Annotated in this window: 26 protein-coding genes; 5 read left to right on the top strand and 21 right to left on the bottom strand. The window is 58.9% G+C overall.

Annotation, left to right across the window (positions count from 1 at the left end; translation table 11 throughout):
- Positions 1-5: 5 nt before the first annotated feature.
- From glcE to MQE22_RS03320, 4 genes are read right to left on the bottom strand one after another with little or no spacing between them, the layout of a single operon-like run.
- Positions 6-1067, bottom strand: coding sequence for a glycolate oxidase subunit GlcE (glcE, locus tag MQE22_RS03335; protein ID WP_226827003.1), 1062 nt, complete (start codon positions 1065-1067; stop codon positions 6-8).
- Position 1068: 1 nt separating this feature from the next.
- On the bottom strand, positions 1069-2544 hold the full coding sequence (locus MQE22_RS03330) for an FAD-linked oxidase C-terminal domain-containing protein (RefSeq protein WP_215870939.1): 1476 nt from the start codon (positions 2542-2544) through the stop codon (positions 1069-1071).
- Positions 2545-2546: 2 nt separating this feature from the next.
- The gene (locus MQE22_RS03325; RefSeq protein WP_215870938.1) at positions 2547-3872 is read right to left on the bottom strand and encodes a four-carbon acid sugar kinase family protein; all 1326 of its coding nucleotides are present in this window, start codon (positions 3870-3872) and stop codon (positions 2547-2549) included.
- A gap of 15 nt (positions 3873-3887) precedes the next feature.
- Complete coding sequence (locus MQE22_RS03320) at positions 3888-6101, bottom strand: phosphoketolase family protein (protein ID WP_215870937.1); 2214 nt, start codon at positions 6099-6101, stop codon at positions 3888-3890.
- A gap of 83 nt (positions 6102-6184) precedes the next feature.
- Between MQE22_RS03320 and MQE22_RS03315 the strand changes: the two genes are divergently transcribed.
- A complete protein-coding gene (locus tag MQE22_RS03315) occupies positions 6185-6985 on the top strand; it encodes an IclR family transcriptional regulator (protein ID WP_215870936.1) in 801 nt (266 codons plus the stop codon).
- On the opposite strand, the gene MQE22_RS03310 is transcribed toward MQE22_RS03315, so the two are convergent.
- The 7 genes from MQE22_RS03310 to MQE22_RS03280 all read right to left on the bottom strand — a co-directional run bounded on the left by MQE22_RS03310 (position 6979) and on the right by MQE22_RS03280 (position 13264).
- The gene (locus tag MQE22_RS03310) at positions 6979-8277 is read right to left on the bottom strand and encodes an MFS transporter (protein ID WP_226827001.1); all 1299 of its coding nucleotides are present in this window, start codon (positions 8275-8277) and stop codon (positions 6979-6981) included. The two genes, MQE22_RS03315 and MQE22_RS03310, sit on opposite strands and share 7 nt — an antisense overlap.
- 212 nt (positions 8278-8489) lie before the next feature.
- Entirely contained in the window at positions 8490-9248 is a 759-nt protein-coding gene (locus MQE22_RS03305; RefSeq protein ID WP_215870934.1) for an MBL fold metallo-hydrolase, read from the bottom strand.
- On the bottom strand, positions 9230-10027 hold the full coding sequence (locus MQE22_RS03300) for a TatD family hydrolase (protein ID WP_215870933.1): 798 nt from the start codon (positions 10025-10027) through the stop codon (positions 9230-9232). The genes MQE22_RS03305 and MQE22_RS03300 overlap by 19 nt, the downstream gene beginning before the upstream one ends.
- A gap of 25 nt (positions 10028-10052) precedes the next feature.
- Positions 10053-10805, bottom strand: a complete 753-nt coding sequence (gene rlmB, locus MQE22_RS03295) for a 23S rRNA (guanosine(2251)-2'-O)-methyltransferase RlmB (RefSeq protein ID WP_215870932.1) — start codon at positions 10803-10805, stop codon at positions 10053-10055.
- Between the two features lie 65 nt (positions 10806-10870).
- Positions 10871-11287 (bottom strand): hypothetical protein, encoded by a 417-nt coding sequence (locus MQE22_RS03290; protein WP_215870931.1) that lies wholly within the window; start codon positions 11285-11287, stop codon positions 10871-10873.
- 17 nt (positions 11288-11304) lie between these two features.
- Complete coding sequence (locus tag MQE22_RS03285; protein WP_215870930.1) at positions 11305-12375, bottom strand: AI-2E family transporter; 1071 nt, start codon at positions 12373-12375, stop codon at positions 11305-11307.
- 10 nt (positions 12376-12385) lie between these two features.
- Positions 12386-13264, bottom strand: coding sequence for a PHP domain-containing protein (locus tag MQE22_RS03280; protein ID WP_215870929.1), 879 nt, complete (start codon positions 13262-13264; stop codon positions 12386-12388).
- 81 nt (positions 13265-13345) lie between these two features.
- On the opposite strand from MQE22_RS03280, the gene MQE22_RS03275 reads away from it, so the two are divergent.
- The 4 genes from MQE22_RS03275 to MQE22_RS03260 all read left to right on the top strand — a co-directional run bounded on the left by MQE22_RS03275 (position 13346) and on the right by MQE22_RS03260 (position 17909).
- On the top strand, positions 13346-14071 hold the full coding sequence (locus tag MQE22_RS03275) for a hypothetical protein (RefSeq protein WP_215870928.1): 726 nt from the start codon (positions 13346-13348) through the stop codon (positions 14069-14071).
- Positions 14072-14122: 51 nt separating this feature from the next.
- On the top strand, positions 14123-15178 hold the full coding sequence (locus MQE22_RS03270) for an AI-2E family transporter (protein WP_215870927.1): 1056 nt from the start codon (positions 14123-14125) through the stop codon (positions 15176-15178).
- Positions 15179-15181: 3 nt separating this feature from the next.
- Positions 15182-16489 carry a protoporphyrinogen oxidase gene (hemG, locus tag MQE22_RS03265; RefSeq protein ID WP_215870926.1) on the top strand — a complete coding sequence of 436 codons (1308 nt, stop codon included), beginning with the start codon at positions 15182-15184 and terminating at the stop codon, positions 16487-16489.
- 115 nt (positions 16490-16604) lie between these two features.
- Positions 16605-17909, top strand: coding sequence for a sensor domain-containing diguanylate cyclase (locus MQE22_RS03260; RefSeq protein ID WP_215870925.1), 1305 nt, complete (start codon positions 16605-16607; stop codon positions 17907-17909).
- Positions 17910-17913: 4 nt separating this feature from the next.
- On the opposite strand, the gene MQE22_RS03255 is transcribed toward MQE22_RS03260, so the two are convergent.
- The 10 genes from MQE22_RS03255 to MQE22_RS03210 all read right to left on the bottom strand — a co-directional run bounded on the left by MQE22_RS03255 (position 17914) and on the right by MQE22_RS03210 (position 26129).
- Positions 17914-18720, bottom strand: coding sequence for a L,D-transpeptidase family protein (locus tag MQE22_RS03255; RefSeq protein WP_255790099.1), 807 nt, complete (start codon positions 18718-18720; stop codon positions 17914-17916).
- Positions 18721-18822: 102 nt separating this feature from the next.
- The gene (locus MQE22_RS03250; RefSeq protein WP_215870924.1) at positions 18823-19077 is read right to left on the bottom strand and encodes a Txe/YoeB family addiction module toxin; all 255 of its coding nucleotides are present in this window, start codon (positions 19075-19077) and stop codon (positions 18823-18825) included.
- The gene (locus MQE22_RS03245) at positions 19074-19325 is read right to left on the bottom strand and encodes a type II toxin-antitoxin system Phd/YefM family antitoxin (protein ID WP_215870923.1); all 252 of its coding nucleotides are present in this window, start codon (positions 19323-19325) and stop codon (positions 19074-19076) included. Before MQE22_RS03245 ends, MQE22_RS03250 begins: the two co-directional genes overlap by 4 nt.
- Before the next feature lie 70 nt (positions 19326-19395).
- Entirely contained in the window at positions 19396-21447 is a 2052-nt protein-coding gene (gene recG / locus MQE22_RS03240) for an ATP-dependent DNA helicase RecG (protein ID WP_215870922.1), read from the bottom strand.
- Positions 21448-21451: 4 nt separating this feature from the next.
- Entirely contained in the window at positions 21452-21664 is a 213-nt protein-coding gene (locus MQE22_RS03235) for a DUF1858 domain-containing protein (protein WP_215870921.1), read from the bottom strand.
- Positions 21651-22052 (bottom strand): RidA family protein, encoded by a 402-nt coding sequence (locus MQE22_RS03230; RefSeq protein WP_215870920.1) that lies wholly within the window; start codon positions 22050-22052, stop codon positions 21651-21653. Before MQE22_RS03230 ends, MQE22_RS03235 begins: the two co-directional genes overlap by 14 nt.
- Positions 22053-22069: 17 nt before the next feature.
- Positions 22070-24337: a RelA/SpoT family protein gene (locus tag MQE22_RS03225; RefSeq protein ID WP_215870919.1), complete on the bottom strand. Its 2268-nt coding sequence runs from the start codon at positions 24335-24337 to the stop codon at positions 22070-22072.
- Positions 24321-24596 carry a DNA-directed RNA polymerase subunit omega gene (gene rpoZ / locus MQE22_RS03220; protein WP_215870918.1) on the bottom strand — a complete coding sequence of 92 codons (276 nt, stop codon included), beginning with the start codon at positions 24594-24596 and terminating at the stop codon, positions 24321-24323. The genes MQE22_RS03225 and rpoZ overlap by 17 nt, the downstream gene beginning before the upstream one ends.
- A gap of 28 nt (positions 24597-24624) precedes the next feature.
- The gene (gmk, locus tag MQE22_RS03215; protein ID WP_215870917.1) at positions 24625-25257 is read right to left on the bottom strand and encodes a guanylate kinase; all 633 of its coding nucleotides are present in this window, start codon (positions 25255-25257) and stop codon (positions 24625-24627) included.
- 8 nt (positions 25258-25265) lie between these two features.
- Positions 25266-26129, bottom strand: a complete 864-nt coding sequence (locus MQE22_RS03210; RefSeq protein WP_215870916.1) for a YicC/YloC family endoribonuclease — start codon at positions 26127-26129, stop codon at positions 25266-25268.
- Between the last annotated feature and the right edge of the window lie 71 nt (positions 26130-26200).

Raw genomic sequence — 26200 nt, 5'->3', positions numbered from 1 at the left:
TCACCTCACAAATCCGTATAGAGGCGGCCGGGATTGAGAATGTGCCGGGGATCCATGGCGTCTTTGACGCGTCCGTGCAAGGTGCGCAGAGGCTCAGGCAGTGGAGGAAAGGGCTGCGAGTTTGATTCGCCCCGATACTGAATGGCATAGCCATTTCGACTGGCCGTCTGCGCGCGGATCTCTTCTGCACTGGCATCGCCGCGCAGCCAACGGATACTGCCACCCCACTCCAACACTTGCGGCAATTCCGACAGTACGGGCTGAGTGCCGGTTGGCAGCGCCAGACGCCACAGGGGTGACCCAGAAGCAAAAAAGGGAAGTTGTTGATCCCGTAGCTGCGCCCAGAAACGAGTGGCTTCGTCAGGTAGGAAAAGATCTCCGTCCACGCACGCACGTAGACCGGCAAGGACGGACTCCGCGCCAGAAAAGCGCAGATAGAGTTGCCCGTCCATCCAGGCAGAGGCGCTCAAGGGGACCGGCTGGGCCTCCCAACGCTGCAGTTCTTTGATTGCCGCGGCCATTTGGCGTTCCTGCACGAAGGTCATGTGCCGCGCCGGGAGGGGCAAGACCTTGAGACTGAGTTCGAGCAATACCCCAAGGCTACCCTGGGCGCCCACCATCAGTCGCGAGAGATCGTAGCCCGCCACGTTCTTCATGACGTGCCCGCCAAAGCGCAGGTCTTGCCCGCGTCCATCCAGGATTCGTACCCCCAGCAGGTGGTCGCGCGCGGAACCGGCGTAGGGCCGCGCCGGGCCGGAAAAGCCGCAGGCGACAACCCCACCAATGGTAGAGTCTTCGCCATGACAGGGCGGCTCAAAGGCCAAGGTCTGACTCTGCCCGGCAAGGGTTTCCTGCAGTTCGCGCAACCGAGTTCCGGCGCGCACCGTCACATAAAGCTCCGCCGGTTGGTAATCGACAATCCCGCTATGTTCGCGCAGATCGAGTTCGGCGTCGGCGTCTACCGGACGACCATAAAAAGACTTGGTAGTACCTGCACGAATACGCAGTGGGCGCTGGGCGGCATAGGCATCCTGGACCTGCTCCTGCAAGCGCCCAGTGATATCCATCTCAAAAGCGCTCCAGCTCGGGAAATGGCAGGACGCCCCCATGCACATGCATGGCCCCCAACTCGGCACAACGATGCAGGGTCGGTACGGCTTTCCCGGGATTCAGGCGTCCTTCGGGATCAAAGGCTCCCTTGATCCGATGCATTGTCTCCAGCTCTGCAGCGGAAAACTGTACACACATGCTATCCAATTTCTCCACCCCTACCCCATGTTCTCCGGTGATGCTGCCGCCTACCTCCACACACAGGGCAAGGATCCGCTGGCCAAAAGACTCCGCAGCAGCAATCTGCCCAGCTGCATTGGCATCGTAGAGAATCAGAGGATGCAGATTGCCATCGCCGGCGTGGAAGACGTTCGCTACTGCGAGCCCGATTTCCTCCGACCATCGGGCGATCCGCTCCAGGACCTCAGCTAGGCGCCCGCGCGGGATGGTGCCGTCCATACAGTAATAATCCGGCGCCATACGGCCCACGGCAGGGAAAGCCGCCTTACGTCCTTTCCAGAGCAGGGCACGGGTATCCGGATCTCGAGCTACGCGGATGCTGTCCGCCCCTTGGCGGCGCAGAATCTCCTCGACCAAAGCAACGCGTTCCACCAATTCCTCCGCACTCCCATCGAGTTCACAGAGCAAAATGGCAGCGGCATCGCGCGGGTAGCCGGCATGCACGAAATCCTCGGCCGCCTGGATGGCCAAGCGATCCATCATCTCCAGTCCGGCAGGGATGATGCCAGCAGCGATAATAGCACTGACGGCATCTGCGGCAAGGCCGAGCTCGGCAAAGGCGGCCAGCAGGACCACGGTGTTTTCGGGGACAGGCAGCAGCCGTACGGTAACTTCCACCACGATACCCAGTAGCCCTTCGGAACCGATGAACAAGGCGAGGAGATCATAGCCGGGCACCTCCGGCGTCAGTCCACCGAGATGAAGGACTTCTCCATCGGCAGTGAGTACCTCCAAGGCGAGGACGTTATGCACCGTCAGCCCATACTTGAGACAATGCACGCCACCCGAATTTTCCGCCACATTCCCACCAATGCTGCAGGCAATCTGCGAAGAGGGATCGGGGGCATAATAGAAGCCAAAAGGTCGAACCGCCTGGCTGATAGCCAGATTGCGCACCCCCGGCTGGACGCGAGCCGTCCGATTTTCCAGATCGATATCCAGGATGCGATTCATCCGCGCCAAAGACAAAAGCACCGCGCCCGCCACCGGCCGCGCACCCCCGGAGAGCCCGGTACCGGCTCCGCGCGGAACGACCGGAATCTGATATTGCCGGCACAGGCGCAGAAGCGTCTGTACCTCCTCGCGATCCTGCGGCAGAACCACGCACAGGGGCAGTTCCCGCAATACCGAAAGCCCGTCACACTCGTAGGGTTGCAAGGATTCCCGGCCACTGCGCACCCGCTCGGCAGGCAGGGCCGCGGCCAGCGCCCGCAAAAAATCCTGCTCTGCCGGAGTATGCGTGCTCTCTTCCATGCTCAGGACTCTCCGTGCAGGCGACGACGCGCCAAGGCAAGGGCATCCGCATCGCCGACATTGCCCGGGAAAATCACCACGGGCAGTGCGGGAAACTGCGGATGCTGCGCAGGACATTGCAGCACCGAACAACCCGGCAGGATCTGTCCCAAAACCCGGGCCTGACGCAAGGCCAACCCCTGGCTCAGCACGTCATTGGAGGTAATGCCACCCTTGCTGATCAAAAATCCCAGGTCTGCAGGCATGGCCTGTAAGGCACGCATCAGGAATGCGGATACCGCCATCCCAAAGGCAAGGCGCGTATCTTGATCCGGAAACTGGCGTTCGACGCGGCTGGTGTAGAGGACAATATCCTTGCCGCTGGGGTGGATGACTTCTGCCTGTTGCCGGATTTCCGCGAGCTGCGCATCCCCCGCCGCGCCCTGACAGACATCGACATCCACCTCGATCCCTTGCAGATCCGGCTCCGCCAAGAGGCGTTCCAGTTGTTCCGTCGTCTTGCGCACGTGTGAGCCAACCAGGATCAGACCAGGACGGTTACCGCGCACCCAGCGGTACATTTCCTCTGGCGGAACCGGCTGCGGGGGCAAGTCAGCGAGCGCCGTCAGCAGACTGGCGGCACTGCGAAAGAGAAAGCGTTTTCCTTGCATTACTGCCTGTTTGACGTCGCGGGCGAAGGCCGCCAGATCCTCTGGTTTTTCGGCATCTACGACCACGCAGGCATTGGCCTGCAAAGTCAGCAGGCGCGGCAGACAACCTGCATGCAGTTCCGGCAAGGAGATCCGCTGAACGCTGGAGGCGGGAATCCGGCCCTGGGTCTTTTCCGCGACGTAATCGGGGAGGTAACTGTGTTGGTAGGCAAAGACCGAATCGCGGGCAAATTCGGTCTCATGCGCGGGGATCTCCCGCCCGTTCTGACGTACGTAGTGTGTGCCATCGCGGGTAATCCGGCCGCCCTCAAAAAAGGCGGGTACCAGAAAATGGGCATCGAAAGGCCCGAGGACCTCGGCCAGCACATCCGTTTCCAAGGGATAATGACCGCGCAGGGTAGAGTCCGAACGACTGACGAGAAGGGGCGGCGGATCCTCGGCATCGCTTTGCGCCAGCACCGTACGTAGATTCCCCGCGATTTCCCGCGTCACCCGCGCCGCCTCCGCCGCCGTCATCCCTCGACTGTTACTCAGGATAAAGCAGAGCGGTGATGGGTCCGCCAGCCCCTCGACCAAGGTCTGCACGTCCCAGCGCAGGAGCAGGGGACAGGAGTGCACCGTCTGCGAGCCGGTCGGGTCGTCGTCGATGACGATAATTTTGCTGCTCGCCTCGCCCATTTTCACCGCCCCAATTCAGGCTGACAGGGCCTGTACCCTGGCCACGATGGCCGCGCTGGTCAGCCCATTGAACGCCATGAGCTCGCCCGCACTTGCCGTGGTTTCACCGCGACGCCACGCCAAGGTATCGCGATGCTGGGCACGGCTACGCAGGAAGATCGGCTCCAGCGGCGCCGATCCGCCGCCGCTGATGCCCAACAGGATCTCGCCAGCAAACAACGCATGAAATTCGGCATCCGGCAGGAAATCTCGATCCGGTTCCGCCACGGTGTCGACTGCCACATCACTCTCCCGGTAGAGCTGGCGCGGATTGAGCACGCTGACGATGCGCACCCCGTAGCCCTGCGCCGCCAGCTCGTCGCCTGCGGCAAAAACCGGCTGCAGGGCCATATCTCCGGTGACCGCCAGGGTTACCGTTGCCCGCGTGCCGGTGCTTTCGTGCAACAGTGCCGCACCCCGCCGGATCGCCATCCGCGCCGTCGTCATATCCAGGTGAACGGGCAACGGGCTCTTGGAGGCAATGATCACCATCACCTTGTTCTGGCTCTCTACCGCATATTCGTAGGCCGCCTGCACCGCATTAGCATCGCAGGGGTAGAGCAGAAAGACATTGCCATTGCGCATCTGCGCGGCAAAATAGTTCTCGATTTCGGGACGCTGATGCGTCCAGCCGTTCCGTCCTTGCTCCAGGGCACCAGCGGTGAACATGCAAACCACCGAAGGCGTCGGCCGCCGTAATTCCGCCATCGCCTGCCCCACGGTCTGCACGATAGGCCAGCCGTTGATGGCAAAGGATTCGTACGACAACCAGAGGGAGCGACCGCCAAACAAGGCCAAGCCTGTGGCAAGACCGGCGCAGGCATCCTCGTTGAGCGGCTCATAGACCTGGCCGTTGGGCATCTGGTTGTAGAGCGGGTCTTCCGTGGGATGGCGAATCTTCAGGGCATCGTTGATATTTTTCATCGCCGAAGCCTCGTTACCATCGGCATTGGTCACCACAAAACGCCGATCCTGCTGGCCGAGCCAAGCCACCAGTGCGCCGAAGGCCGTAGCTGGCACCACCTGCTCGCCCACGGCGAAATCCTGCATGGGGAAGGAACCCAAGGGCGCCAGGTCGAGAGTCGTCTCCGTGACCACCGTCTGCGCCGCAGGGCCACCACCGGCGCGGCGGGCATTTTCCCGCACCAGAGCCCAGGCCTTTGGCGCCAGCGCCAGACGCTGCAAAGCGGCGTGGATCTCGGGAGAGTCCGGAGTATCCTTGGGATACAGATTATGGGATTTCGCTCCCGTGACATGCACGCCAGCGCCCTTTAGCTGCTTGAAAATGACGGCGGTGTGGCGCCCCTGCAAGGCCGAGTCTGACGCCTTGGCCGTTGCCGCGAGCACTGCCTTCATGAAAGCGAGGCGCTGCGCGAAGGAAAATTTGGACGAATCCACATAGGGCCCAGACTGACCAGCGTCGTCAAAATCCTTGGCGTCGATCAGGATGACTTCGTCGAAGTCGTGCGCTTTCCAGTAGGCAACCATCTCGCCATTGCTCATGCGCGAGACCATGGAGTGATGCTCCTGACTGAAGCCATTCCAGATCAATATGGGCAAATAGTTGGTGACCTGCGGATAGGCAAAGTGGAAGTGCTTCATGCTGCTCAGCACATAGGGTTCACCAAAGCCGCCGTCACCGATGGTGACGGGAAACAAGGTGCCGGGATGTAACAGCGCCCCCGCCATAGCAAAGTGCTGCCCCTGCCCGAGCGGCCCCGCCGGTGCCAGGAGACCGGGGATAGCCCCGGAGAGATGCCCCAGTAGGCCGTGGCGCTCGCGAAAACGTGCCATGAAATCGCTCATGTTCTGGATCTGCATGGCCTCCAGGGAACCATCGAGAAACATCGCGCTGTAGAACCCTGGCGCATGATGCCCGACTTCAGTCACGATATTGGTGTGTCCGAGCATGACCAAAGCCGCATAGATATCCGCGCTAGAGGCAAATCCCCCGGGGTGTCCGGACGACTTGGCGGCACAGACCTGCAGGGTGCAGTAACGCAGGGCGTCGGCGAGCAACAGGGTCTGATAGACGACACTTTCGTCGGCGGGATCAGGGATCTCCCGCGACCCTTCCCGGATGACTGCTGCGCTTCCCAAACGGTCAAATTCTGGCCAAGCCTCGCCGTAGCAAAACATGCCAGCGCAGAAATCAGGGGCGTGGGGGGGCAATGAGGGTACTTGCGTCATGGTACTGGCATCCCGTAGTCAGATCGTGCCTTTTAGGGTAGAAGAGATATACAGTTTCCGCAATAAGGTATATATTCCGCAATATGAAAAATACGGATCCCATCAGTCGCAGTTCCGTGCAGGTTATTGATCGTTTGCGCCTGTTGCTGGACGCGCTTGCCGAAGAGGGTGGCAGCACTTCCTTGAAAGTGCTGTCTGCCTGTACTGGCCTGGCCCCATCCTCTGCCTTTCGCATCCTCGCGTCTGCCCAGGAAAATGGTCTGGTCGAGCGGGATCTGCAGGGAAATTATTGCTTCGGCCCACGCCTGCTCGACTGGAGCCGCTTGGTCCACAGTCGCGCCGATCTCCGTGCCCTCGCACGGCCAGCCATGGCGTGGTTACGGGATCAGATCGGGGAAACCGTAAATCTGACCATCCAACAAAAGGACGAGGTACTGTACATCGAGCGTGTCCTCTCTCCCCGAATGATGCGCGTGGAACAGGTCATTGGCTCACATGCCCCCCTGCACTGCACCGCAGTGGGCAAATGGATGCTGGCCGAGCATGGCTACGACTGGGTACGGGACTACGCCGAACGCACCGGGTTACCTGCGCTCACCTCACATTCCATCACTCAGCTCGCTAGCCTGTGGGATACCGCACAGCAAGCACAGAAAGACGGGTATGCGCGCGATGACGAGGAAGCCGAGATCGGCGTTGGCTGTCTCGGCGTCCTCGTTCGTACTCCCCTTCCGTGCCTAGTGGGTCTGAGCATTTCTTCGCCCATTCACCGTCGTCTAGAGGAGTGGATACCTCTGCTGCAAGAGACCGCCCGGCGCATCGAGCAACGCTTACAGGGACTTACCGTTATCCTCGATCTCGACGCGCCAGTACCGACTCAATGACTGAGGCCGGCGGCACAACTCGCAGAACTATCTGCTTCTCCCTCGATTTCTATGGGCAGGCGCGTCTGACTCGCCAGATAGTTCACGCCGAGCCCCACCGCTGCGAGCCCTACCATCACCCAAAACACCCCATTCCAGCCAACGGTGTGAATGATAATCGACGATACCACCGGACCGATGGCACTCACCGAGTTTGAGATGACACCGATGGCGAAGGCACCCGCACCCATCGTCGCAACCGGAAAGATATTACAGGGCGAGGCCCAGTAATTGGGTGGCGTTGCCATCGTGCACGCCACGACCAACGCCGACAGGAGGAGCAAGGGATAGGAGATCGGCGCAATGTAAAGAATCATCAGGGCACCGACAATGATGAACACATTTGCCAAACTGATCACACCGAGGCGAGCGTTCACGAAATTCCGGTGCGTATTGTCCCGTTTTGCCCAGTAATCACCGAGCAGCGCACCGAGTACAGCAGCCGCAAAACCCATCAATCCCCAAATAAACATTACGTTACCAGTTTCTTCTGGCTTATAACCTAGATGATAAGCATAAATGGGCAAAAATCCGCCAATCGTGAAAAGCGTCCAGTTATTGGGAATTTGCACAATACCCATGATCCAGGTCATGGGATAAGACCACAACTTGTGCTTGCGGTGCTCGGCCTTGGATTTTTTGATTCCCTCGGCATGACTGCTGGCATCCCGGGCAAAGACAAAGTACACCACCGCACCGGCGATCATGATCGCTGCGGTAATGAAATACACGACCCGCCAGCCCATAGATGCGAGATCTCCGGTAATCACTCCACCAACGGCACCGCCCAGGGTAATGGCACCCAACATCGCCGCGAGCGAGATTCCACGTTGACTGGAGCGAAACCAGCCCGCAAGTTGCAGGGAAAACAGGGCGATCATCATGATCATGAGCCCCTGCAAAAATCGAAATACGATCAGCAGCACCAAAGACTGCGTGATCGGCATGAGAATGGGGATGAGAATCTGCGGAACGATCAAGAAGAGCTGCGCAACTAAGACTCCCAGGCGAATCCGGGTATCAAATATCCCACCATGACCGAGAAAAAAAGCGATAAATAAACCCACCGAAAAGGCATCGATGCCAGCAGCAGATAGCGACTGCACAGAAACATGCATCGCCGCCGCCATGGCTGGCGCCGATACGCCAAATGAGGTGAGAGAGATGAAGCTGGTGGTCATGATGACCCCAGTGATTGCCGCCATGACCCAACGATAGGGAGATGAATATTCAGGCATTTCTTGTATTGACATAATTATCCTCCTGACCAACATCAAATTACCTCAAAAGAGGCAGGAAGCCGCAAGCCAGGTACATCATAATTTACATATATAGCAATTTACTAAATAGATTTACCCTCCGCGACTGTATTGGAGAGTAGACCAGCATATTTCTTTCCGCAATAAGATATTGTTTCCGCGATACGGAATTTATACGGATAAATGAAACAGAATAAAATAAAAAGCTATATTCTCCATTCCAGCCCGTCATACGCTGGGGCAATATTCTCCGGCAGAACGGAACAAAGTTTTTGATAATCCAGATCATGGGTCATATGGGTGAGGAGGGTTTGCCGGGCACCAATCCGCACCGCAAGCGCCAGAGACTCGGCAAGGTTCACATGGGTCGGATGTTCTTCCTCGCGCAGGCAGTCGAGGATGAGAAGATCCAGATCTTGCAGCAGTGCGTAGCTTTCTTCTGGGATGGTTTTCAGATCCGTCAGGTAGGCCGCTCCACCAAAGCGATACCCATAAATGGGCAGGTTGCCGTGCAAAACTGGTACGGGCAAGACGGTGATCGTGCCCACCTGCTGCTTCGCCGTGATGCCCGTCATCGACAGTGACGGCTTTGCCCAGCCCGGATCAGGGGGAAGAAAACAATAACGAAAACGCTCTTCCAGTTCGCGTGCCGTACGCGCATCAGCGAAACAGGAAATCACTCGCTTGTCCAGAAAATTGAAGGCACGCAGATCATCGATCCCGTTGATATGATCGGCGTGAAAATGGGTATAAAAAACAGCGTCCAAGTGCCGAACATCGGCACGCAACATTTGCATACGCAAATCCGGGCCGGTGTCGATGAGAATCCGGGTATCCTGCTCTTCTACCAGGATGCTCGCCCGGCTGCGTTGATTCCGGCGATCTGCACTGCGACACACGGCACAATCGCAGCCAATCTGCGGCGTCCCAGCACTGGAACCCGTACCTAGGAAGCGAATGCGCATTCCGGCTCCGGCAATTTGAACAGATGACGAAAATTCTGCGAAGTCACCGCCGCCAGGCTGTCGCGATCTTCTCCGCGCAACTCCGCAAGAAACCGTGCGACATGAGCAACAAAAGCAGGTTCGTTGCGTTTACCGCGCATCGGCACTGGCGCCAAATACGGCGCATCCGTCTCAATCAACAGCCGCTCCTGCGGGATGAATTTGGCGACTTCCTGCAACTCTTTGGCGTTTTTGAAGGTAACGATGCCGGAGAACGAAATGTAAAACCCCAAATCCATTGCCTGACGGGCAAAATCGAGGGTTTCGGTAAAACAATGGATGACCCCACCACAATCACGGGCACCCTCGCTGCGCAATAAGGCGAGGGTATCGGCAGCCGCTTCCCGGGTATGAATGATCAGGGGTTTGCCGGTTGCCCGCCCGGCGGCAACGTGCCGCGCCAAGCGCTCTTGCTGCCAGGTAAGGTCTCCCTCGGAGCGAAAATAATCCAGACCCGTTTCGCCAACGGCGACAATCTTTTCATGGTCCAGGGCAGCGAGAAGATCTTGATAGCGCGGAGTCTCTGTGACCGGTTCATTCGGATGTACTCCGGCAGCGCCCCAGATCTCCGCTTCCGACTCCGCCAAGCTGCGCACTCGTCCCCAATCCGGCTGGCGCACAGCGGCAATCAGGATCGACTCGACTCCCGCCTGCCGCGCGCGTAGCAAAACTTCCGCACGGTCAGCGGCAAAATCGTCAAAATCGAGATGACAGTGGGAATCGACAACGCTTGGGGTCATGGGCTCTCCTGTGCAGGGACCCATTCTAGCGCGAATGCCGTGCCGATGCCTCCCCACTTCGTTGCCGCCTGGCCTCGAAGAGCACCACGGCGGTCGCGACCGAGACATTCAGGCTTTCGATCTGGCCAGCCATGGGAATACGCAGCAGGTAATCGCAATGCTCGCGAACCAGGCGGCGGACCCCCTTCTCCTCGCTCCCCATAACCAATACCAGAGGGCCGCGCAGATCCACTTCGTAGATGCTTTGTTCTGCCTCTCCGGCAAGGCCAGCTACCCAAAAATTGCGTTGCTGCAGCTCTTCGAGCGTGCGGGACAGATTGGTCAGAAAAAACACCGGCACGCGGGAAGCCGCACCGGCAGCCACTTTGCGTACCGTAGCAGTAATACCGCAGGCATTGTCCTTGGGCAACAGCACGGCATCTACCCCCGCCGCTTCGGCACTGCGCAAACAGGCACCGAGGTTATGCGGGTCCGTCACCCCATCGAGCATCAACAGAAAGGCATGCTCTGGGAGATGTTCTGCAAAGGCTTTCCAATCCCGTGGGGGAAGCGGCAATGCGCGGGCCAGCACCCCCTGGTGCTGATCCGCATGACAACGCCGTTGCAGGGCCTGCATTGGCTCTAGCGCTAGCGGGAGGCCATGGGCCTCGGCAGCTTGGCGGATAGCCGCGATTCTGGCATCGCCGGCCCTCTCCGTTGCCAGCCATAGACGCTCTACCTCCCCCGCCGCAATCGCCGCCTCTACGGCGTGGATGCCATAGATCCATTCTTCTGCCACAGTTCGCTCCAAGAAAAACGGCGGCCAGAGCGACCGCCGTCGGCTACTAATTGCCGGTGAAACAATCAGAACATATTGAAGATGTCGTCGACCACATTATCGGCCACGGCAAAACCGGCCCCAAGACCCAGGCCGGTCATCACATTGCCCATGAAACCGCTGCCCATGCCGCCCTGCGCCGGCGCGTTCCAGGGGCGTTGCGCCATATTCGGATTCATCCCGGGCTGCCCACCCATCTGCTGCATCTGCATCTCCAACTGCTGGATGCGCTGTCCCATCTGCTGCAACAGCATATTCACATTCTGCTGCTGGCCCTGCAGATTCATCGCCAAGTTACGCAGATCAAGGATCAGTTCCCGCGCCTGGGTGGCATCGGGAATCGCCGACTGTACCTTCTGCGCTACCTGCTGCAAGCCCTGCACGTTGTTCTGGGTCGCCTGAGCAATCTGATTGTACTGCTGATCAAACATCTGATAATCCATTCCGCACCTCCAGGAGTTCAAAACTTGGACTGCGCCGCACCCGCGCCGGTTCCTCGCTCGAGCAGCACCCGCCGCTCCCATGCTAGCCACACACCCCGCGCCAACAATATCAATATGGGGCCGATAATCAAACCAATCAAGCCAAAGGCAGCCGCGCCACCCAGGATACTGAAAAAAACCAGGAAAAAGGGCGCTTGGCTTTGCGATCCGGTGAGCAGAGGGCGGATGAGCAAATCCGCAAGGGTAATGACGAAGAAACCCCAACCCAATACCACAAAACCGGCAAGCCAATGCCCGCCGAAAATCAACCACAAGGTTGCAGCAGCAACCACCACCGTTGCACCAAAAGGGATCGGTGACAGAAGAGCCGTGACGACCATCCATAAGGGCCAGGTATTGAGACCAGCGACACCATAGGCGACACCAATGAGCAAGCCCTCGATGACGCCAACGCCAATCAGCCCGATGAGGACCGAACGTGTCGCCTCCCGCGCGGCCCACAAGAAGCGATCTCCCCGCTCCGCACCCCACAGCTGGGCCGCTGTCAAATGCAGGACTTCACTCAAACGTCTGCCATGCAGGCTGATGGCAAAAACCGTCAATGCGACAAAAAAGGTATGCAAAACAAAAAACCAGAGCTGCCCGAGGGAACTGGTGATAACCGCCGCATGTTCCGAAAAAAAGCGCGACAGATGCGCACCATTCAAGACTCGCAAATGCGCTGCGAGCCATTTTCCGAAATAGGGAACCTGCTGCAGCTCCCGTGGCACCCCGAGCAGCGGAGCCCCGCTCTGCCAACGTGCCACCACCTGCAGCAATTGCGGCAGGATCGATTCGACCACCAGAACGGCCGGAATGATGATGATCGCCATCCACGCCAGCGCATGAAGAAACGAAGCGAGCCAACGCGGCAAATGGAAGGAACGCTCGGCACGTAGTTGCCATGGCCAGCCCACGGTCGCGAGGACGGCGCCCATGAGCAGGGGTCCGGCGTAAGGGCTCAGGGTATACAGAGCACCCAGGTAAATGAGGACGAGGACCACCGTCCCCCAGCTGGCAAAGCGGATTTTTTCCCGCAATTGGGGCATAGAAATGCTGTCAGTGGACGGGTGAAAGAGGGAAAGGATGCCCGAGGCGCTCCCAAACCGGCTGCAGCCCAGCGGGAAGGGGCGCCAATTGCCCAATCTCGGCGTGACCAATTTCCGGACCATGAAAATCCGAACCCAGGGAGGCAGCAAGGTCCAATTGCCGCGCCAATTTGCCCAGATGTTCGCGATCAGCCGCCGCCTGCGAACCGGAAGAAACCTCGATGGCACCGCCGCCAGCATCACGGAACTCTTCAAATAGCTCGCGCAGGCGCTCCGCACTCAGCTTGTAGCGCCCTGGGTGCGCAACCACGGCAATCCCCCCCGCCTGGCGAATCCAGGATACCGCGTCACGCATGGGAATCCAGTCACTCGGCACATAGGCCACCTGTCCCCGCCCAAGCCAACGTTGAAAGGCCTCGCCATTATCGCGGCAGTGGCCAGAATCTTTTAGCCAACGGGCGAAGTGGGTCCGCCCCACCATGCGGCTACCGGCCAGTTCCCGCGCGCCGGCCTCGGCACCTGGAATTCCCGCACTATCCAGCAAACGGCTGATTTCCGCAGCACGCCAGTCGCGAAACTCCATGATCCGGTCGAGGCCGGCCTGAAGTTCCGGATTTCGGATATCGATACCCAAGCCAACAATGTGAATGCCGATGCCATTCCATTCACTTGATACCTCCACCCCAGGCAAAAAATCGATACCCAAGCGGCCTGCCTCCGCTGCGGCAGTAGCAATACCCGCAGTGTTGTCATGATCGGTCAGCGCCATCAACCCCACGCCGCGCGCGGCAACCCGCGCGACCAGATCTTCTACGCGCAGGCTGCCATCGGAATGCAGGGAATGCATGTGGAGATCGACTGCGGAACGAGGAGGAATCGACTGTGGCATAGAGAAGCTCCCGACACACTGCGTCAGTAAAGTTTTCATGGTATCATCAAAGGCGAATTTTGGCACTTTGAGGAACCCGCCTTGCCTTCACTCGCCGACATCGCCAGCGCCAAAGCTCGCTTCGAACAGCAGGTCCAGCCTCTCCTCGCTCGCTTCGCAGAAAGCAAGATCGCCACCGGTGAGCAAGTCACCCCACCGCAACTGGTGGATGCCCTGCGGCAGCTCTTCGCCGTGCTGGAGAAGGACACTACCGACTGGGATCCTTCACTGCCCGAAGACGAAGCGGAGCGGATTGGTGATCTCAGCATTGGCCTGCTCATGGATCTGGCGACCTGGGCGGACCGTCTCGGAGAGCGTAAGAGCAAAGCAGCACTCGAGGTGGTCAGTGTCAGTATCGCTGCCTGGCTGGTACAGGAGCAGCAACCGATTCATACCCTCGACCCGGTGGTGAACGGCCTAGCGGTCTTGGCCAACGGCGAGCGGGACCCGGCGGCGCTTGCCAGTCTGGCGCGCCTGATGGGCGCGGTAGTCGCGGCCGCCGAAGCCGATTACGCCGCCGACCTGGAAAGCAACGATCCGCAGCGGCCCTGGCGTATCCTGATGTTCAACTGGGGCATCACGGCCACCCGCGCGCAAGCCCCGGAGCTGATGCGCGAGGCTTTTGCGGCCCTTCAAAAATTCCTTCCCGCCGACGCACAACTTTTTTTCCAGGAAGGTCGACAGCAGGTCCTGCAGGGCGACTTCAGTCCTGAGGTGCAACAGGTCATGCTCGAGGCAGCGGAGGGCAGCGGCCATAGTCTCCATTGAACCTGTCCTCCGACTCGGTCACCACCGGTTTCTTCGACACCAGCCCTGACCATGCCGCAGCGTTGGCTTCCCTGGCTCGCCCTGGCCCTGCTCCTGTGGCTGATCTACCTGCTTGGTCCCATTCTTTCTCCCTTCCTGATCGCCGGCGTACTCGCCTATCTGGGCAACCCCCTGGTAACGTTTCTACAGCGCTGGCGCATTGGCAGGACACTCGGTACCACCCTGGTTTTCCTCTTCGCCCTCCTGCTGGCTGCCGCGATCATCATCGCTTTACTGCCCACAGTGCGTGCCCAGACCCTGATTGCCATCAATTATCTCCAGCAATATGCCAAGCTGCTGCAGACGCAGCTGTTGCCGCAAATATCTCAGCGCTTGGGGATTCCCATCGACAGTCACACGCTGACGGCTTACGCCAGCAAAAATGCCAGCAAACTCGCCCATTGGGCCAGCAGCAGCCTCCAGGTCGCACTGATTTCCGGCTCCGGCATCCTCTCGTTTCTGATGAACTTTCTGCTCATTCCGGTCATCACGTTTTACCTGTTACGGGACTGGCCACGCCTGTTGCAGCGCCTCGACGAGCTCATCCCGCGTCGCCAACTAGCCCTTGTCCGGCAACTGGCCATCGATTCCGACCGGATGCTAATGGCCTTTCTGCGCGGGCAGCTCCTCGACATGCTCGCGCTGGGCGCCACCTATGCCATTGGGCTCAGCATCGTGGGCCTGAAAACCGCCCTACTTATCGGTCTCCTCTCCGGACTTTTGAGCTTTGTTCCTTACTTGGGATTTGCTAGCGGCATCATTCTCGCGAGTCTGGCAATGTACATTCAGGGCGGCACCCTCCTCTCGCTGGCAGAAGTCTGGGCGGTATACGGCGTTGGACAAGTCCTCGAAAGCACCCTGTTCATCCCGATACTGGTTGGGGATCGCATCGGCCTGCATCCGGTGCTGGTGATTTTTGCCGTCCTTGCCGGTGGGCAGCTGCTCGGTTTTGTGGGCCTGCTCATCGCCCTACCCGTCACCGCCATCCTGATCGCTCTGCTCCGACACGCACACCGCTGGTATCGGCAGAGTCGCGCGTACGCTGCAAACCTACCGCAGGAGGAATAAAACGTGGACGTACTGCCCTATCTCATTGTTGGTGCTGGAATTACCGGACTCAGTCTGGCTCTACGCCTTCAGGAAGAGGGAAAAGAATTTCTGCTGCTCGAGGCGCGCGAGACGGCGGGTGGCAATATTCGCAGCCGTAGCGAAGAGGGCTTTACCTACGATCTTGGCCCCAACACCTTGCTCGTTCGCGACCCTTTGGTGGCGGATCTGCTGCGGCGTCTCGCTCTTGATGGTGTTACCGCCAATCCTCTTGCTCGTCGTCGCTTTGTCCTGAATCGGCACAAGCGACTGATTGCACTTGGCCCTGGAGCCCTGCTTGGCGGCAAGCTTTTGTCTCCCGCTGCCCGTCTACGCCTTCTTGCTGAACCCTTCCGCGCCCGCGCGGCGGCGGAGGAGTCCGTGGCAACATTCGTGCGCCGACGCCTGGGGCCGGAAATATTGGACTGGATGGTCGACCCCTTTGTCTCCGGGGTTTTTGCTGGTGATCCCGAGCGTCTCTCCCTCGCCGCCAGCCTCCCTCGTCTGGCGCAGATGGAGAAGGAGCATGGATCCTTGCTGCTCGCCGGCTTGCGCCGCAAGCGCCCGAGCATGCGCAGTCGCCTGCTATCCTTTGCCGGCGGCATGCAGGATCTGCCCCGCGCCGCTGCCGCAACACTGGGCGATAGACTGCGCTGCAATGCGCCGGTGACCGCCATCCTTCCCGTCGACCAAGGCTGGAGAGTGGAAAACAAAAGCGGCGCTCTGCTGGCAAAACAGTTGTTTCTCTGCCTCCCCACCGATGCAATCATTCGCCTTCTGCCTGCGACCGCGCAGCCATTACGCGATCAGCTCGCAGAAATCGAATATCCCGCGGTCGCGACGCTTGCCCTGGGTTTTCCGCGCACAAAGGTAGAACATCCCCTGGACGGCTTTGGTGTGCTGATCCCCAGACGCTTGGGCATCCCCACCCTGGGGGCACTGTTCTCTTCCACCCTTTTCCCCAAGCGTGCGCCCGACGGCCAGGTATTGCTTACGGTGTTTCTGGGTGGTGCGCAGGAAGCCATCCCGCAGGAGGAAGCTCTCCTCTTTCGCCAGGCCCTGGAAGACCTCTCCCCCATCCTGGGCATCCAGGGCCAGCCCAGTTTCCAGCGGGCGCAACTTTGGCCGCGCGCCATTCCGCAATACAACCTGGGACACGTCCAGCGCATCGCCGCCATAGACAGCGCCCTGGGCGACTGGCCGGGCTTGTCACTGCTGGGCAATTGGCGTGGCGGCGTGGCGCTGGGCGACTGTATCCGCAACGGCTGGGAGGCAGGGCGAATAGAAGGGTAGAAAATTTTTGCCAGTCGCTCCTTGACCATCAGCAATCAATGTCACGATAATCACGAAAAAGGCATCCTCAAAGAAGAGGCCTAGAAGGTTTCACCACAAGGGTTTGAGGAGAGGCATGAGCTACCAGACCACACCGGCACAGGCTTCTGTACTCACGCTAGAGGGATGCGCGGTCTTCGACGCCTTGCCAACCGCAGTCCTTATCTTCGCGTCTGACCTCATTCTCTACGCCAATACGGTTGCCCTCCAGATTTTCCAAGCCGACAGTAAAGATCAGGTTCTCGGAGAATCTGTACACAAATTCATCTATCCCCTCGATCAAGAGCGAGTAATTGCCCGCATCCGCCGCGCCGAAAAGAGCAATCTCATCAATCCTCCAACCGAGTTTCGCGTTTATACCTGCCTGCATCAGGTCAGGGTTATCGCTCTGACGAGTCGCACTTTGATGATTGACAGCCACATAGGCCTCGTTGCCACATTTCTCGATATGACCGAACGCTGTGCGATGGAAAAGCGTCTGCGGGACAGCGATGCGCAATTTCAACACCTCATGAACACCATGCAGGATGTTTTTTACCGCACGGATGCCGATGGCATCACCCGCTATGTGAGCGCATCGGTACGCAATGTTCTTGGCTATTCCCCCGACGAGATTATTGGCCTGCCAGCCGCCGTGTTCTATCCTGACCAGGATAATCGCAAGGAACTCGTGGAAGTCATCAAAAAACAGGGCTATGTTCGAGATTTTCCGGGACAGATGCGCTGCCAAGATGGAAGAATTATCGATATTTCCATCAGCAGTACCATTTTACTCGATGAAATGGGTCAGTATGCCGGGGTAGAAGGTATTTGGCGCGACATTACGGAGCGGCGTACCCTTGAGCGCAAGTTGGAACAACTAGCAAGCCGAGATGAACTCACAGGTATCGCCAACCGACGCTTCAGCCTGGAAGAGATGGGGAAAAGACTCTCGCGCTACAAACGCCATCAGCGCGATATGAGCGTATGCATCCTTGATCTAGATCATTTTAAGAGAATCAATGATCAGCATGGACATTTAGTGGGGGATCAGGTGCTCCTCGAATTCTCTGTAGTCGTTCAGAGTGAGTTGCGCAGTACCGATCACTTTGGACGCCTTGGCGGAGAAGAATTCCTCTTAATTTGCGAGGATTCTTCTATCGAAAATACCAGCTCGCTGGCGAGACGGATCCTACAAAAAGTCTGCGATCACCCGGTGGCTATCAGCTCGCAAACGAGCATACAGGTAACCGTAAGCATCGGCGCAACGGCGGTAGAATCAAGCGACAGCTCGATCTCCTCCATTTTATCTCGCGCCGATAATGCCCTTTACCAAGCCAAGTCCGAGGGCCGCAACCGCATTTGCTGGTTTACAGAAATGCTTCTTCGTAATGAGATCTGAAGAATCACTCGTTCTGCAACTTTTGAGGTGACTGTCCGCCGGCCGCGCTGCCGAATGTCAGTCCTCTATCCGCCACGTGATGGTATTGAAAAGCCAGACGCCCGCTTTGATTGATCTGCTCCGGATAACTCGCCACCTGTCCAATAATTTCTACAGGTGTGCCGGGTTGGACCATACTCGCAATGTCTTGTGCGTCGTGATTGGAGAGCGCCACACAGCCTGCCGTCCAGCGGCCTGGGAACACTCTGGCAGCACGATCGTACGAAAAACTTGGCCCCATGCCATGGATTCCGATGTACCCGCCCAAGGGCGTGTTCTGCGGCGGCACCTGCCCAGTATCGATGGCCGACACAATCGCGTGATACTGGCTCTGAGAGATGATCCCTTCACGTAAGCCCCATTCGGCGTCGTGCCGATTGGGATAGGTGAGAAGCATGAAGGGTCCGTATTGGGTTCCCCAGCGTACATACCCTATGTGATAGTGCCCGACGGGCGTCTTGTTATCACCGCGAATCCGGCGCGGAGCCGACCCGCCAAAGCCAATAGCGACCGGATAGCTGGCCAAGAGGGTCGAGCCGCGATATAGATACAGCTTGCGCTGATCGGTATTGACGATGATGTGCAAAGTCACATCTTGCGGCGCAACGGGCTGCACCGGGGCCGTGGAAATCGCAGGACTGACCGGAGGCGGAGGAATGCGCGCCGCGTAGTAGGCAACCGAGTGGACCGTGGTCGATGGGAGCTGCGAAGTACAGCCGCCCAGGAATACCATACCAACTACCGCCACAGACCAATGATACCAACGTCCCACGCGTAATTCCTCGCGCTAATATAAAATTTTTTGCAGAATACTCCAGCCCATCCCTGACTGTCTACCGGAGCATCTTCGCCAGCGCCTTTCCGTTAACTGCGGTCAGTAGTGGTAGCGTAACTGAACGATCAGAATCGAATCATTCATTGTCTTGTAGACGATCCGATGCTCATCGTTGATTCGCCGCGACCAATAGCCAGCTAGCGCGTGCTTCAACGATTCAGGCTTCCCTACCCCACTGTGCGGCGTCCTCGTGTTTTCTTTGATCAGGTCATTGATTCGTTTGACCAACTTCTTGTCAGTCTTCTGCCAGTAAAGATAGTCCTCCCATGCCTGTTCGGAAAAGACCAGCCTCACTCGGCAAGATTCCTGGCCTTGCCCCTCCCCGATTCCAGCGACGCAATGCTCTCCAGTAATCGCTTTGCGTTCTTCGGGCTCCTGAGCAAATAAGACGTCTCTTCAAGGGCCTTGAAGTCCTCAAGCGACATCATCACCACGGCTTGCTCCCCGTTGCGCGTAATGATGATGGGCTCGTGATCATCGCAGACACGATCCATGGTATCGGCTAACTTGGCTCGAGCGGTACTATAGGTGATGGCATCCATTGGCGCCTCCATTTGTACATTTATTTGTACAGATAGTGTCTCAGCATGTCAAGGATATTCCTCCCTCTTTTCAGCCTATTGCCGCATAGGCAGTGCCTGAACCCAACCAGCGCTGGACGAGCACATCGATCGCCTCCGGACAGTCCCGCTCCAGGCGTTCGGCAAGTCCTGGAAGAAGCGCCAAAAGCGCTTCATCGCGCAGCAGATCGGCGATACGCAACTGCCGCTCACCGCTCTGCCGCACTCCCAGAAACTCCCCCGGTCCCCGCATCTCCAAATCCTTGCGCGCAATGACAAAGCCATCCTGCGACGCACGCAGGATCTGCAGTCTTTCCCGCGCCTTGGCCGAAAGGGGTGCGTGATACATCAGGATACAGACACTGGCCTGCGCGCCCCGCCCCACTCTCCCGCGCAACTGATGCAATTGCGCCAATCCCAAACGCTCGGCGTGCTCGATCACCATCACCGATGCATTGGGAACATCCACCCCTACTTCGATCACCGTCGTCGCCACCAATATTCGCAGCTTCCCGTGCCGGAATGCCTCCATGATCTGCGCCTTCTCCTCGCTGCGCTGGCGCCCATGCAGCAAGCCAATGGAAATTTCCGGCAATACTGCCTGCAAATCGGCATAACTGGTCTCCGCTGCCTGCAATTGCAGGATCTCGGATTCCTCGATCAAAGGACAGACCCAATAGATCTGGCGCCCAGCGGCAAGCAGGTGATGCAGCCGCTGGATCAATTCCTCCCGCCGATCATCGGCCAGCACCAGCGTGTCGATGGGTTGCCGCCCCGGCGGCAATTCATCGATGCTGGAAATATCCAGATCGGCGTGCAGGGTCATGGCCAGAGTACGCGGGATCGGTGTTGCGGTCATTACCAGGAGATGGGGCAGGTCGCCCTTTTCCAGCAGTCGACGGCGTTGCTCGACGCCAAAGCGATGCTGCTCATCAATGATCACCAGCCCCAGACGGGCAAACTCCACATTCTCCTGGAATAACGCCTGCGTCCCACAAACGACGGACAGGCTACCTTCCTGCAAATCCGTCATGGTAGTGCGTCGCTGACGCAGTCCCTGGCTACCCAGCAAGAGCCCCACCGCCACGTCCAGCGAAGACAACCAGGACTGCAGACGCTCATACAGTTGCACTGCCAGAATTTCCGTCGGCGCCATGACGGCAACCTGTTTACCCGCTGCTACCACATGCAGGAGTATCGCAACCGCCACCAGGGTTTTCCCCGAACCGACGTCACCCTGCACCAGCCGCCGCATCGGCCGCTGGCTCGCCAGGTCGGCTACCGCCTCGGCAATCACCCGTTCCTGCGCAGACGTTGGCGAAAAAGACAAGGTCCTGCGCAGCCGCTGCCAAAGCCTGGGATCAGGCACAGATTCTGCCAGTTGCGCAGCGCTTTTCCGACGTTCCCGACGCAAAGCCAGATGATGCGCCAGGAGCTCCTCCAGGGCGACTCGTTGCCACTCCCGATCCGCGGCCATGGGCGCACGCTCCCCGCCCCGGTGCAGGTAGCGAATACTGTCGGCCATACTCGGCCAGTCCGGGAAATATGCCTGTAAGGGATCAGCGAGGCTGGGCAACAATTCCTGCGCGGCAGCAATGAAACGCCGCCACTGCTGTTGGTGGATGCCCTGGGTGCTGGGATAGAACGGTGTCAGATGCTCGGGAGGCCGAAAATCCCCTCGATCGGCGAGCTGCCACTCGGGATGCACCATCTCCAGCCCCTGCAGACCCGCGCGCAATTCGCCAAAGCACCAGAGTCTGCGTCCGCTGTGCCATTGCTGGCGCAAAGCCGGACTCAGGTGAAAGAATCGCAGGCGAAGGGCTGCCCCACTTGCATCCGCAAGACGCAGCAACCACTGCTCTCGCCGGCCGGTCTGGCGCTGCAGATCGACAATTTCCCCCAGTACCGCGCATTCCATCCCCGGCCGCAGAGAAGCAATCGGCAAGAGGCGCCGACGATCCTGAAACCGCAGGGGGAGATGAAAAAGCAGGTCCTCGATCCTCGTGAGACCCAGGCCCGCCATGCGTCCAGCAAGCGCCGGCCCGATGCCGGGCAACGCTGCCAAAGAATCCTGCAGACGCAGCGCTGGACGCGATACCGCCATACCTTCAGGCGTTGGCGTCTTGCGCGCGGCGCCTTTCCCAGTCCTGCAGCAACAACTCTAGATCGAGATGATGCATGGCAGCTACGCCAGCCAAGGTTTCTCGCTCGGCGACGAAACACTCATTGCAGTGGATTCCCTTTTCTTCCAGCAAGCCACGCAATTCCGGATAGCGTTGCAGAAGAACGCGAACCGGCTGCTGCAGATCAGCCGGTAGCATGATCCGCCTCAGCCAGGGCGACGATGCCGTCGATCTCCACCGCCGCGTTACGCGGTAAGGCGGCAACCTGTAATGCCGCACGCGCCGGATAGGGAGGGGTAAAAAATTTTTCCATGAGCGCATTCACCGTCGCAAAATTGCTCAGATCACTCAGATACACCTGTAATTTCACCGCCCGCCGTAGGTCGGTGCCCGCCGCCCCACAGACGGCTTGCAAATTATCCAGGACCTGTTGCATCTGCACAGCAAAGTCTCCCTGCACCAGCTCTCCCGTTTTCGGATCGATCGGGATCTGACCAGAGAGATACAGCAGATCGCCATGGATCATGGCCTGACTGTAGGCGCCTATGGCCTTTGGGGCCTCTGCACTGTGAACGGGTTTGGGCATGACAATCTCCTGACAATTCATCCTTTCACGCGCTGCACCCGCGACACCGAGGGCAGGGAGCGTAAATTCCGCACCACCTGGGCCAGGTGATCGCGGTCGCGCACCGTGATGGTAAAGGTAATACCGGTATACAGGCCATCCTGGGGTTCGATATCGACATGATCGATGTTGGCATCGGCCTGGGCGATATGGGTTGCCACCCGCGCCAGGACCCCGCGTCCACTCTCCGCCACAACCCGCACCAGGACCGGAAACTCGGCATGCACTTCGGGATCCCACTGCACGTCCACCCAGCGGTCACGACGCTTGCGCCATTCCCGAATGTTGTGGCAATCGTGGGTGTGCACCACAATCCCTTTGCCCGCCGTGATGAAGCCGAGGATCGGATCCCCGGGAATGGGACGACAACAGCGCGCCAGGGTAACTGGCATCCCCTCGGTACCGCGGATCAGCAATGGCTGGTTGTGTCCCGTCTCACGCCCAGGCCGCCCCGGTAGCAAGGAGCTTACCGCCTGCCCCAGTCGGCGCGCCGTTTGCGCCAGACGCCCACGCTCTTCCTCGGGTACGAGTTTTTGCGCCACCACCAGCGGAATGACCTGACCGATGCCGATCGACACCAACAAGGCGCTACGGTCTGCCACCTGAAAAGTGGGATAGACACGCTGAAAATCTTCTTCCGTCAATGCTTCGAGAGAGGTTCCCAGACTACGCAGGGCCTTGTCGAGCAGACTGGCACCCAGTTGTTCCGCGTCACCACGCTGAATGGTCTTGAGGTAAGAGCGGATATTGGCACGCGCCTTGGCGGTGACCACGACCTCCAGCCAGCCGGCCTGGGGATGTGCCGACTCGGCGGTGATGATCTCCACCTTGTCACCATTGTCGATGATGCTGCGCAACGGCACATAGATCTCATTGATTTTGGCGGCCACCGCGCGATTACCGATATCACTGTGCACGGCATAGGCAAAATCAATGGCCGTAGCACCCCGCGGTAGACCTAGAATTTTGCCCTTCGGGGTGAACACGTAGACCTCATCAGGGAAGAGATCCATCTTCAGGCTTTCGAGAAACTCTTGCGAATCCCCCCCCTGGGCCTGCAACTCCAGCAGACGCTGGATCCACGCGCGCGCCTGCGCCTCGGCATGAGCCCGCTGAATTCCGCTCTTGTAGAGCCAATGCGCGGCCACTCCGGCTTCCGCCACCCGATGCATATCCTCGGTCCGAATCTGGATCTCCACCGGATGTCCAAAAGGCCCTAGCAGGATGGTATGGAGAGACTGATAGCCATTCGATTTCGGGATGGCGATGTAATCTTTGAAACGCCCGGGAATGGGACGAAACAGACTATGGACGATGCCGAGCACTCGGTAGCAGGTATCGACATCATCGACAATGATGCGAAAAGCATGGAGATCGTGAATGGCGGAAAAAGGTAGTCCCTTGCGCTGCATCTTCCGGTAAATGCTGTAGACATGCTTTTCCCGCCCACTTACCTGGGCATGGATCGCTTCCTGCCGCAAACGCTCGGCAATCAGCTGTCCAATTTTCTGTACGCCCTCTTTACGATTACCCCGGGCTGCCTTGATCGCTTGATTCAGGGCATGCCAGCGTTTCGGATAGAGATGCGAAAAGGCGAGTTCTTCCAACTCGATACGAATGGCGTGGATACCCAGACGCTGGGCGATTGGCGCATAGATATCCAGGGTCTCGCGGGAAATGCGCCGGCGTTTGTCCGCCGCCATCACCCCCATGGTGCGCATGTTGTGTAACCGGTCGGCAAGTTTGATCAGCACGACGCGGATATCACGTGACATCGCCAGAAACATCTTGCGGAAGTTTTCCGCCTGCGCCTCTTCCCGGGTCTCGAAGCGCACTTGGCCGAGTTTGCTGACGCCATCTACCATCTCGGTGACCTCGGCGCCGAAGCGTTCCGTCAGCTCGTCTTTGCTGATGCCACAATCCTCGATGACATCATGCAAGAGCGCTGCCTGTATGGTGGCGACATCCAACTGAAGTTCTGCGAGGATACAGGCAACCGCCACCGGGTGATGAATGTAGGGTTCACCACTACGGCGCCGCTGCTCCCGATGCGCCAATGCCGCCAGCTCATAGGCATCGCGCACCTTCTGCACATCTTCTGGCGACAGATAGCGCTGTAGGAGAAGACGTAGCGGCGCACAAGGATCATCCAAAGCCGGGGTTACCGGCGAGAGCTGCAACACCTCGGCAGCCTCCGCCAGAAAAACGGAGTCTGCCGGGTTGCTGAGTTCAGTCGCCGCCGACATCCTCGATACCTGCGGATTCCCGCCGTGCAGCGCCGGGGAAACTGGCCAAAGGTGGCGGTGCCGGCTCGTCGAGGATGGCACGACTCACCTTACCGGCGGCAATTTCGCGTAGCGCCATCACGGTATTTTTATCTCTCCCGGCGGGAAGCAATGGCTGCGCACCACCAGCCAGCTGGCGGGCACGCCGGGCTGCCACCAAGGTCAGCTCAAAGCGGTTGTCCACCTTCGACAAACAGTCTTCTACAGTAATACGAGCCATGACGGCATTCCCTCACTATTTTACAAAATCACGCCAAAAGAGTACGCAGACGCGTGTGTTCCTCGTGCTGCTGGCGATTGCGCCGCAGATGCTCGGCACGCACGACACAACGCAAGTCCTCCAAAGCGCGCTGAAACTCCTCATTAACCACGAGATAATCAAACTCATCGTAATGTAGCAGCTCTTCCCGCGCTGCCGCCAGTCGTCGGGCAATCACCTCGTCGCTATCCTGGCCGCGACCCCGCAAGCGTTCAGCGAGAACGGCCAAGGAAGGTGGAAGGATGAAAACGCTGACGACATGCTCTGGCAAGCGCTCTCGCACCAGGCGCGCACCCTGCCAGTCGATTTCCAGCAAGCAGTCCACCCCGGAAAAGAGCTGCTTTTTCACCCACGATTCGCCGGTACCATACCGGTTGCCGTGTACCAACGCATGCTCCAGGAATTCTCCACGCTCTGCCATTCCGGCAAATTGCTCTGCCGAGATGAAGTGATAGTCCTGACCATCGATCTCTCCCGGACGCGGAGCGCGCGTGGTAAAAGACACCGACGTGCGCAGAGCCGTCGTTTCCTGCACCAGAGCACGAGACAGGCTGGTCTTGCCGGCGCCGCTGGGCGCCGAAATGATCCAGAGAATCCCTGCATGATGGGCGCGATCACTCATGATTATGGCTACTCCACATTCTGGATCTGCTCACGCAACTGTTCGATCAGCACCTTGAGCTCGATGGCGGCCCGACTGACCTGTGGATCGCCGGCCTTGGAGCCCAAGGTATTGGCCTCCCGATTGCACTCCTGCACCAGGAAATCCAGACGTCGTCCGACGGCCTCGTCACGTTGCAACACTTGGCGAATTTCTGCAAGGTGCGTTGTCAATCGTTCCATTTCCTCGGCCACATCCTGCCGGTGCAAATAAAAGACCAGCTCTTGCTCCCAACGGCCGGGTTCCACCTGTTGCCGCAAATCGCCCAGGCGTCGTTCCAGGCGTTCTGCCAGCCGCGCTTCAATGCCGGGAAGTTGCACGCGCAGGGATTGCAGTATCTCCTCCATGGCGCCCAGCTTTTGCAGGAAAATTTCTGCAAGAGCGCTGCCTTCCCGCAGACGCGATGCCTGCAGCTCCTGCAGGGCATCATCGAGATGCGCCAGCAACGCCTCAGGCTGAATTTCCTCTATTTCTCGGGCCTGCAGGACACCCGGCCAGCGCAACAGCTCGAGGGGATCGGGTTCCGGGAGCGGTGCGTCCCACAACTCTGCAATCTCACCTACGGCGCCACGCAGTTCCGCCAGCAATGCGGGGTTGATGCGAATACTCGGCTGCTCCTCCTGGGCAGAATGTCGCAGCCACAGTTCAACCCTGCCGCGCTTGACCACCTGCGCGACCCGCCGACGCAATTCTGCCTCGATGCCAAGGAGACTGTCGGGAAGGTGCAGGACGATCTCCAGGAAGCGATGATTTACCGCACGGACTTCCCAGGATCGTCCATCTTCCGCCCCGCCCGCCACCACCCGGGCATACCCCGTCATACTCCGAATCATTTGCGCCCCACCCGTAAAGGCGGGAGTCTAGCACGCAGACGTCCGCAGGACACGCCCTGTCTGGGCGAGAT

The sequence above is a fragment of the Acidithiobacillus sp. YTS05 genome (assembly GCF_024396695.1).
Classification (GTDB): Bacteria; Pseudomonadota; Gammaproteobacteria; order Acidithiobacillales; family Acidithiobacillaceae; genus Igneacidithiobacillus; species Igneacidithiobacillus copahuensis.
This window is presented reverse-complemented; position numbering and strand designations above follow the sequence as displayed.